General features: G+C 34.2%; 6 protein-coding genes and 2 rRNA genes (1 of these 8 only partly in view). 6 read left to right on the top strand and 2 right to left on the bottom strand.

What is annotated here, in order from left to right; genetic code table 11:
- The 6 genes from KMW28_RS28130 to KMW28_RS28105 all read left to right on the top strand — a co-directional run.
- Positions 1-179 (top strand): 23S ribosomal RNA (locus KMW28_RS28130); it begins 2700 nt to the left of the window's first position.
- Between the two features lie 69 nt (positions 180-248).
- A 5S ribosomal RNA gene (gene rrf / locus KMW28_RS28125) occupies positions 249-360 on the top strand.
- Between the two features lie 477 nt (positions 361-837).
- Positions 838-2304: a sialate O-acetylesterase gene (locus KMW28_RS28120; protein ID WP_169666729.1), complete on the top strand. Its 1467-nt coding sequence runs from the start codon at positions 838-840 to the stop codon at positions 2302-2304.
- Positions 2305-2607: 303 nt separating this feature from the next.
- Positions 2608-5775 carry a glycoside hydrolase family 2 TIM barrel-domain containing protein gene (locus tag KMW28_RS28115; protein ID WP_215585932.1) on the top strand — a complete coding sequence of 1056 codons (3168 nt, stop codon included), beginning with the start codon at positions 2608-2610 and terminating at the stop codon, positions 5773-5775.
- A gap of 125 nt (positions 5776-5900) precedes the next feature.
- Positions 5901-6047: a hypothetical protein gene (locus KMW28_RS28110; RefSeq protein ID WP_215585931.1), complete on the top strand. Its 147-nt coding sequence runs from the start codon at positions 5901-5903 to the stop codon at positions 6045-6047.
- Complete coding sequence (locus KMW28_RS28105) at positions 6044-7684, top strand: right-handed parallel beta-helix repeat-containing protein (RefSeq protein ID WP_169666724.1); 1641 nt, start codon at positions 6044-6046, stop codon at positions 7682-7684. The genes KMW28_RS28110 and KMW28_RS28105 overlap by 4 nt, the downstream gene beginning before the upstream one ends.
- 169 nt (positions 7685-7853) lie before the next feature.
- On the opposite strand, the gene KMW28_RS28100 is transcribed toward KMW28_RS28105, so the two are convergent.
- Together KMW28_RS28100 and KMW28_RS28095 are read right to left on the bottom strand one after the other, a co-directional pair.
- A complete protein-coding gene (locus tag KMW28_RS28100; RefSeq protein WP_169666721.1) occupies positions 7854-11855 on the bottom strand; it encodes a hybrid sensor histidine kinase/response regulator transcription factor in 4002 nt (1333 codons plus the stop codon).
- A 102-nt stretch (positions 11856-11957) separates the two neighbouring features.
- Positions 11958-13556, bottom strand: coding sequence for a sulfatase (locus KMW28_RS28095; protein WP_169666718.1), 1599 nt, complete (start codon positions 13554-13556; stop codon positions 11958-11960).
- Between the last annotated feature and the right edge of the window lie 368 nt (positions 13557-13924).

Below are 13924 nucleotides of genomic sequence, written 5' to 3'. Positions count from 1 at the left end.
GCATCGCCGGGTACCTATGTGTGGAGCGGATAAGCGCTGAAAGCATCTAAGCGCGAAACCCACCTCGAGATGAGATTTCCTTATGAGGGTTGTTATAGATGATGACGTTGATAGGCTTCAAGTGTAAGTTCAGAGATGGATTAAGCTGAGAAGTACTAATCGCCCGAAAGCTTTTCTTCGGTTGGTGTCCCCTTTGTGGGGGCACTGACAAAGTTTTTACTGTTCACAGTCAATGATATTAAGACATTGATGGTGCCAATGACGTAGGTGTTCACCTCTTCCCATTCCGAACAGAGCAGTTAAGCCCTACAGTGCTGATGGTACTAGGTTAACCCCCGGGAGAGTAAGTCGGCGCCACATTCATTAAATATAAAAGGTTAGTTAACACGAGATGTTGGCTAACCTTTTTTTGTGTTTATATAAAACTGGTGTTGGGGTTATGCACAAGTATCTGTGTAAACCGATAGTCCTCGAGGGGCCAAGGCCGCCTCGCTGGAGACGGGGATGTAGTTGGTATAGTGAATATCTCAGAAATTACAGATGCCCAAATAATGTATGCTAAAAGTCCGTGTAACGAGGGGCCAAGGCCACCTCTAGGAAGACGTAGAAATAAATAATGTTTCTACGAAAAACAGCCCCAAAATCTTGGATGCTATTATTGTATCGATGAATTTACCTACTACCTACTACCTACTACCTACTACCTACTACCTGCTATTGTCTATATATATCAAAAATTAGTAGTAAAATGATAATAGAATGATATGATGAATCAATGACAATCATTAATCGAAAAAATCTTCATCTTTATAACATATTTACTGTAACGAAATGAACATGAAGAAAATACTAAACACTTTTTTATTTATTTTAATTGCCCTGAATGCATTTGGCCAATTAAAATTCGCAGAAGTATTCCAGGATAATATGGTACTTCAGGCAAACAAAGAAATTCAAATTTGGGGAGAAGGCAAACCATCATCAGAGTTTAAAATATCATTAGATAAAAAGGAAGTTGATGTGCAAGTTGGCAAAGATGGAAAATGGACTGTGAGTTTTCCTAAAATGAAATATGGCGGACCTTATGAATTAAAAGCAGAAGGAAATGAAACTATCACTTACAAGAATGTAATGGTAGGAGAAGTTTGGTTTTGTGCAGGACAATCTAATATGAGATGGTTTGTAAGAGATGCCAATAACCCAAGGGAGGAGATAAAAAATTCATCGAATTACACCAATATTCGTTTCCTTGCGATGCCGTTGTCAGGTTCTGATACTCCAAAAACTGAGGTAAAGGCAAAGTGGGAAGTATGTTCCTCAAGCACAATTAAAGACAAAACAGCTGTAGGGTATTTCTTTGGTAAAGAGTTATCCGACAACTTAAAAGGAGTAGCGATTGGTTTAATTGATATTTCTTATGGAGGCGCAAGCATCAGTACATTTATGGATGCAGAAACCATAAAAAATTCTCCAGAACTAGAAGGTATTGAAAGAAGAAATAAAAACTTCTTAGCACATTATCATAAGCAAAAGAAAAAATGGGATGAGAACCCTGAAGGTAAAGCACCTTATTATCCTGAAAACTGTTTGGGATCTTATTGTTTCAACGATATGATTCATCCATTAATTCCATATTCAGCACAAGGCATGATTTGGTATCAAGGGGAAACAAATGCAGGAGAGCCTAAACCTTATATCACTTGGTTTGGTGAATTTGTGGAGATGATGAGAAAGCATTTTAAAAATGAAAATATGCCTACTTATTTTGTTCAACTTGCAGGATTTAAAGGGGTGAAAGGAAGAGAAATGCAAAATGAGTCATGGGCAAAATTTCGACTTGCACAAGCGGAGTGTTTACAATTTGAAAATACAGGAATGGCCACGGCTATGGATGTAGGAGAAGCATACGATATTCATCCAAGAAATAAACAAGAGGTAGGAAGAAGACTATCTTTATTGGCTTTAAGAGATACTTATAAAAAGAAAGTAATTGCGGAAGGACCAACAGTAAAATCATATAAAGTAGATAACAATAAATTGATTATCACTTTTGATAACGTGGCTAAGCAATTAACTACTTCTGATGGAAAAGAGGAAGTGATAGGCTTTACAGTAAGAAATGACGAAGGAAAACTAGATCCTATATCAGCAAAGATTATTGGCAAGAATAAAATAGAAGTAGAGTTCAATGGAAATAATTTGATCATGTACGCTTATGACGTATTTCCTGAATGTAATTTATATAATTCTGCCAATTTACCGGCAACACCTTTTAACCTAAATACCGACCAAATGCTAAATTAGTGACCATCAGTTTTGGATAGTATTAGGACAAAAACTAATTGGTAATGTGATAAACATGATCAATTAGTTTTTTTGTTTTAACGGATTTCTAGTGTTTTTATCTATTATGATAACTATAAGTGTATCTCTTAAATAGGTGATTTGTAGTTATAGGTTAATTAATATAAGTGACTAAAGGAGTAAATTATTCATTTTATAACACATTTTCGTCTATACCATCTATTGAGACGATTTAGACCCCTTTATTCTGATTGATTCTACTTAATTTGTTGTATCATAAAATGGAATGAAATTTTTTAGATGATGAACAAATTAACAAAAACGTTATTAACCGCTGTATGGGGAGGAATGAGTGTATTCTCTCATGCACAAGAAATACCTAATTGGGAGAACCCCGATGTGATTCGTGTAAACACCGAACCGACAAGATCTACTTTTGTCCATTATCAAGGAGACAATACGACACAAGATCAAGAACAACTAGCCAATTATATTTATCTTAATGGGCAGTGGAAATTCAATTGGGTACCTAAACCTGCGGATAGACCTGCTGACTTTTATAAAACTGATTTTGATGTATCACAATGGAAAGACATTGATGTTCCATCGGATTGGCAAATGAGAGGTTATGGTTACCCTATTTATACCAATATCATTTATCCATTCCCTATGGATGCCCCTCATATTCCACATGATAATAATCCTGTTGGTAGCTACAAACGCACTTTTACAGTGGATGATAATTGGGAGGATCAGCAAGTATTTTTACATTTTGCAGGTGTTAGTTCGGCATTTTATGTTTGGGTGAATGGTCAACAAGTTGGCTATGCTCAAGGTAGTAAAACGGCCATAGAGTTTGATGTAACTGAGTATTTGAAATTAGGAAAAAATGATATTGCTGTAGAAGTATATCGTTGGTGTGACGGATCTTATTTAGAAGATCAAGATTTTTGGAGATTGAGTGGAATAGAGCGTGATGTATATCTATATGCAACCCCTAAAACATTTATTAGAGACATAAAAATAACTTCTACCTTAGATACAGATACCTACACAAATGGCTTATTATCTTATACGATTGATGTAGATAATAAATCAACGAAGAAAGCTAAAGGAATGTCTGTTGAGGTAACTTTAAAAGTAAAAGATCAACAAACTGTATATGCTCAAACACATACTGTAGCATTAGAAAAAGAGGAATTAAATAAGGTTTCTACAGAAAACATCGATCTTAAGAAGGTTTTACCTTGGTCTGCAGAAACACCTAATCTTTATACAATGCATATCGCATTAAAAGATAAGAAAGGGAATGTAATTGATGCTTCCAAACAAAGTATTGGCTTTAAAACTACTGAGGTAAAAAATGGACAATTCTTGGTAAATGGTCAGCCTGTATTAATCAAAGGGGTGAACAGACACGAGCATGATCCTGTAAATGGACATGTAGTGACTAAGGAAACGATGAAGCAAGATATCATTGACTTCAAAAAATACAACATTAATGCAGTTCGTACATCACATTACCCTAACGATCCATATTTCTATGATTTATGTGATGAGTACGGTATTTATGTTTGTGATGAGGCAAACATTGAATCGCATGGTTATGGTTATAAAAAATCGGAAACATTGGCCAATAGCGAGATGTACAAAGAACAGCATTTGGACCGTGTTAGAAGAATGGTGAAAAGAGATTTCAACCATCCATCTGTGATTTACTGGTCGCTTGGAAACGAAGCAGGTAACGGTTCTAACTTCAAAGCAGCTTACGATTGGATTCACGAGTATGATGGATCTAGATTAGTACATTACGAACGTTCTGAAGCGATTGATAAGATCCGTACTACAGATATTCTTTCTTATATGTATATGCCAATGAAGGATGCAAATAAGAAGGTTATTGCCAAGCAGAATAAATTACCTCTCGAAGAACAACGTCCATTTATTTGGTGTGAGTATAGTCATGCAATGGGTAATTCCAATGGTAACTTCTTAGATCATTGGGAGTGGGTTCGTAAGAATAGAATCGCTCAAGGTGGTTTCATTTGGGATTGGCAAGATCAAGGTTTAATTGGGAAAGATAAAGATGGAACAATCTATTATCAGTATGGTGGAGATTTCGAGCCAGAAGGAGTGTATAACGATAATAACTTCTGTGCAAATGGAGTTATTGGTTCAGATAGAACACCTCATCCGGCAATTGAAGAAATCAGACACATTTATCAAAATGTACATATAACTCAAGTTGAAGGGAATACATTTGCCATTTTCAACGAACAATTTTTCAATGATTTATCACGATTATCTATCTCATGGTCTTTATTAGAAAATGGAGTTAAGATAAAAGAAGGTGTGCTATCAAATTATAATGTAGCTCCACAGCAAACAAAAAATGTAGCTGTAGATTTTGATTATAACTTTGATGCATCAAAAGAATATTTTGTCAATTTCTATGTAAAAAATAACGGACAAGAAGCCTTATTAGATCAAGGTTTTGTGATGGCTTCGAACCAAGTGTTAATGCAGTCACCACAAAAGATTGCTCAAGAAGTAGCAGGCGAAAAAGTAGAAGTTGAGAATCAAAAAGAGGGGGTGACTATCCTATCAGCCAATGGTTATACATATACATTTGATCGTAGAGAAATTGGTTTAGCCTCTATTGTTTATCAAGAAAAAGAATTATTGGATGAACGTGCGAAGATGAACTTCTGGAGAGCACCTACGGATAATGATTTTGGTGCTTGGAATGTGGATAATAGAAAAGAGGATGCTAAATATTTTGAGTGGAGAGATTTAGGCAGTAAAGGAGAAATTACGGATGTAAAAGTAGAAAAAGGAGAATCAGTTACGATCACTTATGTGATGAACTACCCAACAATAGAAGCTACAAACACTGTCGTTTATACAGTAACAAAAGATGGTTCATTATCAGTAAATGCTAATTTTTCACCTCAAGCTCCTGACAAATTAACGTTTATGCCTCGTTACGGAATCACTTTAGCGATTGGTAAGGAGTATGCAAATGTCATGTATTATGGCAGAGGTCCAGAAGAGAATTATCAAGATAGAAATAACGGTTCTTTTGTAGGTCTTTACAAAACTACGGTAGATGCTATGTTGGTAGATTATATTCGTCCTCAAGAGAATGGATATAGAACAGATGTTCGTTTCGTACAATGGACAAATCAAGAAGGCAAAGGATTAAAAATTGATGCGACTTCAACAATTGGATTTTCATCACTAAGAAACCCAATTTCAGATTTTGATCCGGGTAACGATAAAGCACAAAGACATACCATAGATATCAAACCAACCAATTCAATTTATATCTGTATTGATGATAAACAAATGGGTGTGGGTGGTACAAATAGCTGGTCGAAAAAAGGATTGGCATTACCAAAGTACAGACTAAATCCTGCAAAATGTAGTCTTTCGTTTACATTATCAGCAATAGAGAAAACGCCTCAATAATAGTCTTTATTCCGTATCAAAAACCCAGGAATTATTCCTTGGGTTTTTGGTATGATGACATAAATCCAAGTATTTAATTATGCTTACGGATTATAGATACATTTTACTTCGATGGTTCGTGAGAAATGTATTATCACCAAAATGTTAAAAACGAATTAAATACCTATCTTCCAAAAGATGAGCCTACTATGATTATAGAATATTTAAATCTGTGGAGTGTAGAAGGAGAACATAAAGAAGAGTATAGACCAATAAAGCAGAAATTGAAATGAAAAAGTTAATCCTAATAAGTTTGTTGTGGAGTGTGAGTCTTACTGGATTTGCAACTGCCTATTACATAAATCCTGAAAAAGGGATGAAAGGCAATTCGGGAGAATCAATGGATAAACCATTAAAGTCCCTATTTGAAATAAGAAAATTAAGATTAAAGCCAGGTGATCAAGTACTCTTGGCCAATGGATATATTTTTAAAGGTAGTTTATGTTTAGAGGGTTTAGGTGGTACAAGTAATAAAAGAATAGTTATCAGTAATTATGTTTCACCTGAAAAAGCGGTAAAGCAATTACCGTTAATTGATGCAAAAGGAGAAGAACAGGGAATTTTCTTGGGTGATTGTTCTTATATCACCATCTCAAATATTAGAGTAAAAGCCAATGGAGGAAAGATGCCTGAAGGTAAAAGTCCAATGCGATGTGGAGTATTAGTTAAATCTAATACATCAGGTAAATATAGTGGGATTAAGTTAGTGAATTTAACGATTACAGATGTTTTTTTAATGGAGAAAGGACATCAAAGAGGGAAAAAGGAAGCCTTTACTCCAAACGGTACACAAGGATATGGATGGGGGATTAGGGTGCTCAATACAATTGAAGGAAGTAGGATGGAGGATCTTATAGTTAAAGAATGTACAATCCAAAATGTAGCACATACTGGGATTAAAGTCAACGGCAAAAAGAATACGATTAAGAATTTAGTTATTGCCAATAATAAAGTAACAAAAACAGGTGGCCCTGGCATTCAGATGAGTGGTATTCTTGATGGACATATTTATCATAATATTGTTAACTTCTCTGGAGATAAAAATGATTCAAGAAAGTGGGGTAGAGGTAGTGGACTTTGGACATGGAATTGCGACCGAGTATTAATTGAGCACAATCAATTTAGAAATGCTAAAGGTCCAGCAGATTCTGCAGGTTGTCATATAGATTTTAATTGTTCAAACGTAATCGTTCAGTATAATATAAGCGAAAATAATGCGGGCGGTTTCTGTGAAATTTTAGGGAATAACTATAACTGTGCTTATCGTTATAATGTAAGTATAAACGATGGGTATAGAGTGAAGCAAAAAGGAGTTGCTTCTCAGGAAGGTAAAATATTCTGGTTGAGTGGATTTAATGGAAAAGACAAAAAACATAAAGGTCCATATAACAGCTATTTCTATAATAATACCATTTATGTAAAAGAAGGTATTACACCAAAAATTGCTGTAAATCGAGCTGCTAAAGGGGTTTTAATTGCCAATAACATTTTCTGTTTCGAAGAATCAGGTAAGCAAGTATTAGGAGATCAATATAAGCCTGAGGTTGCAGGTGAGGTGTTAGTTGAAAATATTATATTCAAAAATAATTTGTATTTGAAGGCTGAAAATTGGCCTATTGAAACTCCCATTCAAGACGAAGCACCCATCATTGGAAATCCAAGATTTAAAAATAATGAAGGTAAAACAATAAATGATTTTGTACCCAAAAATAGAAACTTGGTAAAAGGTAGGGCTATTCAAATTAAAGCAATTCCTGAGGACAAAAAAGGATTGTATTTAGGATTTGAAATGGAGAAAGATATTCTAGGTAGATCAATTATTGGTACAGCTGATCTTGGTGCTATTCAACTTCCTAATAAATCGAAATAGAAATGAAAAAACACCTTTTATATATATTATTTTTTAAGGCATTAAAAGTAACTTAGTTTAAAGTAAAATACAGCCAAGTCCCAAGGCTTACAAACTGAGATAATTTGTTTGAAAATCAAATAAAAGAATATTTATTACCTCACTATTGTGAGGTAATTTTATTATTTCACTATGAATTATTGTAAACAGATTCTTTATAATTTGTAGGAGAAGAACCGTACTGTTTTTCAAATTCTCTTTTAAAGTAACGGATATCATTAATGCCAACTCTTTCGGCAATTTCTCTAACGGAATATTCTTCTTCTAAAAGTAATTGTGCTCCTTTTTTAAGTCGCACAGAACGTATAAAAGCAACAATAGTACTATCCGTTAACGTTTTAATTTTTCTATATAATGTCGATTGACTCATGCACATATGACTAGCCAACGATTCTACATTTAGCTCATCACTATCAATGTGTTCTTCGATATAGTCGACTGCTTTTTTAATGAACTTCTCATCAAGGGTAAGTTTTTTAGGTTTTTCAGCAACTAACTCTTCCTGTTTGATGATAGGTTGAAGTTGTTCGTTATAGAAAGCGATCAATTGCTCTTTGTATGCAAGTATATTTTTCACCTTTTCTTTAATCACCTTACTGTTAAATGGCTTTCTGATATAATCATTGGCACCCAATTTCAACCCATCCAATTCGCTATCGGTAGTAGCATTAGCAGTTAATAATAAAATTGGGATATTTTGATAATCAGGATGTTCTTTCACTTTTTTAGTGAATTCCATACCATCCATCTCTGGCATCATCACATCAGAAATGATGAGATCTACTGGATTTTCTTCCAATAATTTATACGCTTCTACACCATTCTCGGCCTTTAGAATTTGATATTCCTTAGAAAATATATCGTCTAAATAAAGCAGGATATCATTATTATCGTCTACCAATAATAACTGATGTTTTTTATCGCTAATAACATCATTGGTTACAATAGTGGTACCTGTTTCATTTTCGACTTTCGCATCCAAGATTGGAAGTTCAACAATAAACTCGCTACCGTTTCCATACTCACTTTTTACACGAATGTCACCTCCATGCAAATTGATGATGCTTTTCGAAAGTGCCAAACCAATTCCAGTGCCTTTTACTTGTTTATCAGAAGCAGCTTCCCCTTGATAATATCGATTAAAAATGGATTTCAGATCTTCTTGTTTTATGCCGACGCCTTGATCTTTAATCTTGATCAGAATAGCATCTTTTACAGAGAGTTCAATGGAGATTTGTTTCCCCTTAGGCGTAAACTTAATAGCATTGGATAGTAAGTTGTTCAAGACAATTTCAATCTTCTCTTGATCTAATTTGTATAACTGATTTTCGGCTATTTTGGATTGGAAATTCAACTGTAAACCAGAGAATTTAACCAACGATTGGAATTCCCAGCATTTCTGTTCAATCAACTTTCTGATAGAAATAAACTGATAAGATAGTACCAATTTATTGCTCTCCATTTTTCTAAAATCAAGAAGTTGGTTGATAAGCACCAATAAATTATCAGCATTTTTATTAATAATCTGAAGTTTGGTTCTGTATTTCTTCGGAAGATCCTCTTCATCTAATAACTCTTCTAAAGGAGAGTGGATAAGTGTTAGAGGAGTTCGAATTTCATGGGAGATATTCGTAAAGAACCTCACTTTTGCCTCTGTTACTTCATGTTCTTTCTCCTTTTCTAAATTGATGAGTCTTACCTCATTTTCCAATTTCTCTTTTCTGATGAAGAAGGAGAAAATGCCAAAAATAATCAACCCAAATAGAATCGCATAAATCACATAAGCCGTTGTCGAAAACCAAGGGGCAGGGGACATGTCGATGATGAGTTCATTGACTTTTCCACAATTACCATTTTTACAAGCTTTTATCTCAATAACATTCTCACCCACAGGTAACTGTGTTAAGGTAATACTAGAAGTATGTTGATTATCAATCCATTGATCGGATACTTTCTTGATTCTGTAAAGATAATTGAGGTTTTTATGATCGATATAGTCGGTCGTATTAATGCTTAAACGAATGACTTTATCTTTATAGCTTAAATCAATTTTTTTGGTAAATGCTAAAGCTTTCTCTAGAACAATATGATTGTTTAAAGTATCATCAACCCCTACATATTGATTATTGATAAAGAGTTGTGAAAAGTAAACATCAGGTAATTCTTTCTTGTTGGCGATAAAATTTGGAGAAAACATCACCATGCCTTTCTGCCCACCAAAATAAATCAAATCTTTTTTATTGTAAACTGCCCCAATATTTACAGACGATATATCGACTCCGTCTTCCTCAGTATAATTTTGAATGCTGCCATCTTCTAAATTCAAACAACTAATCCCTTTAGACAGTCCCAGCCAAACAATTCCGTTATTATCTACAGTGATAGCATTGATGCCATCGTTTTCTAAACCATTATTTTGATCATAAAATCCTAATGATTTGATCTGATTATTGGCAATATCAAGTACAAGCAGACCATTAGCACTGCCAACAAACAAAATGTCTTTTTGTGGATGTTTATATAAGGACAAGATAATATTCGATGGAAAATCAAACATCCCTTTTAAATCGATAAAAGTGGACTTTTTGTTCGCCATATTAAAAAGATACAAACCATTAAAAGTACCTAACCAAAGATTATATTTATCATCTGGGACTATATGTTCAATACGATCTGCTGGAAAATAAGCATCCGATTTATTTACTGGATTAAAATATTGCACCTCTTTGAGGTTTAACTTCTGATTATATTCAGCCACTGCAAGTCCATTTTGCTGAAGTCCAAACCAAATTTTTTGATGTGATTCATCAAAATAGATAGATTTAAACTTTCTGAATTTAGAAGAACCATAGAACTCAGATTTTCCAAGCGGTTCTCTAATTGGTAAAATCAATAAGCCTTCTGATGTCCCCACATACATCTTATCTTTTATAGGAGTAAAAGAGGCAATGACCATATTTTTTGATGAAGGAATAGGTGTGTATTCTTGATCAGATGATTTCTTGTAAGCTATACCACCATTTTTGGTTCCTACCCAAATGCCATCATAATCATCGACAAAAATGCTGTTAATGTTATTGTCAGGAAATCCAATTGGATCTCTAAAAGTGGAGGCGGTCTTGTAGAATCCTCTATTCTCAATTAATTTGACCACACCGCCATGTGTAGTAGTGACCCAAATGACTTTATTATTATCAATAAAAATATCAGTAATCCCTTGGTAGTTTTTGTTTAACTCATGGTGTGGACGTAATTCAATTTTCTGAAATATTGATTTCTCTGGGTTACTTCTAAATAAACCACTTTTCCATGTACCCACCCAAAGTCTACCTTGCTGATCCAGGCGTAGGGAGTTGATTAATTTAAGTTGATCATCATTTTCCCCAATAAATTTCTTTACCTTTTTTGTCTTTAAAGAAAATTCATAGACCCCTTTGGAACTACCAAAATATAATGCATCTCTTTTCTTGTCGTATATAAGTTTGGTTATCCACTGTGTAGCTTTTATGTTATGACGGTTCACCTTATTTGATTCGAAATTATATTCCATCAAATTTTTTGATGAGCCGTACCATACATTACCATTATTATCTTCTTGTATGGATTGAATAACCTTGTTGTTGGGTTGATGGAAAACGATGTCTTTTGTTTCAAGATCTAAGACAAAAAAACCGCTCATCCAAGTACCAATACACAAGTAACCATTTGAGGTTTCTTTAATTGCAGTAACTCTAAGAAATGTATTGTCTCTAGTAAAATCTTTAAATAAATGATTGTAGCTAACAAATTGATCCTTAGCGATATCATAGCTCGAAAGACCTCCGCTTTTAGTGCCCACCCAAAGAAGGTTATTAGAGCCTAACTCTAATGTTTCTACATCTTCACTATAAAATTGATCATACCTTTTCGAAGGTTTAAAATAGTCAAAACCTTGTGCGTCTAATTTTACAATACCTTCGCTACTCGCAAACCAAAATTGACCTAGATCGTCCTTTACTACACGTGTAACGGTATTATTTGATAATCCATTGGTTACATTAAGATATTCGAATAAGTAATCTTTTTTAGTTTCTGAATATCCAAGGTGAGTAAAAAAAATAAGTGATAATAAAAAGTAAAGGTAGTTGTTCATTTAATCATACTTTATTTAATAACTCAATTAAACCAATTTTTGCAATAAATATATAATCAGACAATAGTAATGAGTGTTAATACTATTGTCTGATCTTGATATTTAGTCAATTATTCTTTGAGATCCCCACCAATCATCATTGGGTTTAAAATCTTCTCCAAGCATCTCTAAACGCTTCTTTTCAAGTGCCGGCATCTCTTTCTTTTTGACTTTATTTAGATGAGCTTCTTCTTTTGCAAGCGTCCAAGTATCATCCTTTTCAGGATATTTTGCACCCAATTCGTTCAAATAAGTAAATAAGGAATCACTTAGATTTTTCACGATATTAGGATATTCTGAAGAAAGATTATTTGCTTCTTGCTCATCTAGTTCGAGATTGTAAAGTTCTTCACGATTATCTTCATAATAATGAATCAGTTTCCATTTCCCCGAACGAATAACTGAACTTGGTTCACCTCCTTGGTTTCCATAGTGAGGATAGTGCCAAACTATGGAACGATCTTTCACTGTTTCATCATGGAAAAGGGGAGCTAAGCTGATACCATCTTGATGTTGATCAGGATATAACGGTAAACCTGATAATTCTAATAAAGTAGGGTAAAAATCAGTATGAGTTACTGGAACATCCGAATGTCTCTTCTGATGTTTTAACCAAGGCACTTTAATAATATAAGGTGTTCTTAAACCTCCTTCAAACTGATACCCTTTACCTCCTTTTAAGGGTAAATTTGATGTTGAAAAGGCATCTCCTGCAGAAACACCTCCATTATCCCCAGTAAAAACGACAATAGTGTTTTCGTTCAATCCTAACTCTTTAAGAGAACTCATTACACGACCAACAGCATCATCCATAGATTCTACTAAACCTGCATATACCGGGTTGTCTTGATGTTGACGAATAGGCATAAATTTGCCCATTTCGTAACCTTCTTCTTCAATACCATTGGCTACTGCTTTATCTCTATATTTTCGCCATTTTTCTTCAGTAGTTTGAATTGGGCCATGCACTGCATAAAAAGATAGACAGGCAAAGAAAGGTTTATCTTTGTGACTAGCCATAAATTTTACAGTTTCATTGGCCAAGCGCATACTTAAGTTTTCCCCTTCCGGACCATCTTCTAATTTAGGGTTTTTGTAAGGAGAGAAGTATCCACCTCTTGGGCTTCCTGCATGGAAACCACCTTTATTAATATCAAAACCATGATCTTTAGGAAGCGATCCTTCACCACCAACATGCCATTTTCCTGCAAAGAAAGTGGTATAGCCATGTTCTTTAAAAGCTTCAGGCATGGTAATGTAGCCTGTATCTAATTTGTGCTCATAAAAAGCAGGTAACAACTTATTATGTCTTTTCTGTTTCCTCCATTTTTCTCCTTCAGCGGCTCCAATCCAATCGGTAATACCATGTCGAGCAGGAGATTTTCCAGACATAATACTTGCCCTAGAAGGACTACAGACCTGACAGGATGCATACCCTTGATCGAATTGAATACCATTTGCTGCAATTTGATCTATATTGGGTGTTTCGTAATAATTCGACTGAGTGGTCGATAAGTCATGTGCCCCCAAATCGTCGGCTATAATAAGGAGTACATTGGGAGCTTTCTCTGGTGTTTGATATGCCTTTTTCTGCTCACTCTTACAAGAGAAAAGTGAGGAGATGAATAAGCATGTGAGGAATGCTTTAGAAGAATGTTTCATTGACAAACATTAAAAAATGATTAACAAAATAATCGTTGCAAATACATATACAAATATGCTTGAATATGTATCTTTGATTGTGGCTATATTCATCATTTTTTGTGTAAATCCTTCATGTAGGGATGAATGAATTATTCTTCTTTGAACTATAAGTAATTGATTATTAAATAAATAAACTATTAAGTGTAAAATAGTCACATATTGACGAAAATAAACGGTTAATTTTTTAAACGACCTTTCATATTTACATCAACGTTGCAAAGACGCTATTTAATGAAATGAAAAAATCAGAAACTCAACTATCAATTTGTTCATAGAGTTTTTGATGAAACTATTAATGTATTTTTTAATTTATGAAAAGTTTCTAT

The organism is Flammeovirga yaeyamensis, assembly GCF_018736045.1.
Lineage (GTDB): Bacteria > Bacteroidota > Bacteroidia > Cytophagales > Flammeovirgaceae > Flammeovirga > Flammeovirga yaeyamensis.
Note: the sequence above shows the minus strand (reverse complement) of the source record. Positions and strands in the feature narration are given on the sequence as shown.

What these genes read in the sequence shown, in the direction of transcription:
- KMW28_RS28120 (WP_169666729.1), top strand. Translation starts at nt 838, where the DNA reads ATGAAGAAAATACTAAACACTTTTTTATTTATTTTAATTGCCCTGAAT.
- KMW28_RS28115 (WP_215585932.1), top strand. Translation starts at nt 2,608, where the DNA reads ATGAACAAATTAACAAAAACGTTATTAACCGCTGTATGGGGAGGAATG.
- KMW28_RS28110 (WP_215585931.1), top strand. Translation starts at nt 5,901, where the DNA reads ATGTATTATCACCAAAATGTTAAAAACGAATTAAATACCTATCTTCCA.
- KMW28_RS28105 (WP_169666724.1), top strand. Translation starts at nt 6,044, where the DNA reads ATGAAAAAGTTAATCCTAATAAGTTTGTTGTGGAGTGTGAGTCTTACT.
- KMW28_RS28100 (WP_169666721.1), bottom strand. Translation starts at nt 11,855, where the DNA reads ATGAACAACTACCTTTACTTTTTATTATCACTTATTTTTTTTACTCAC.
- KMW28_RS28095 (WP_169666718.1), bottom strand. Translation starts at nt 13,556, where the DNA reads ATGAAACATTCTTCTAAAGCATTCCTCACATGCTTATTCATCTCCTCA.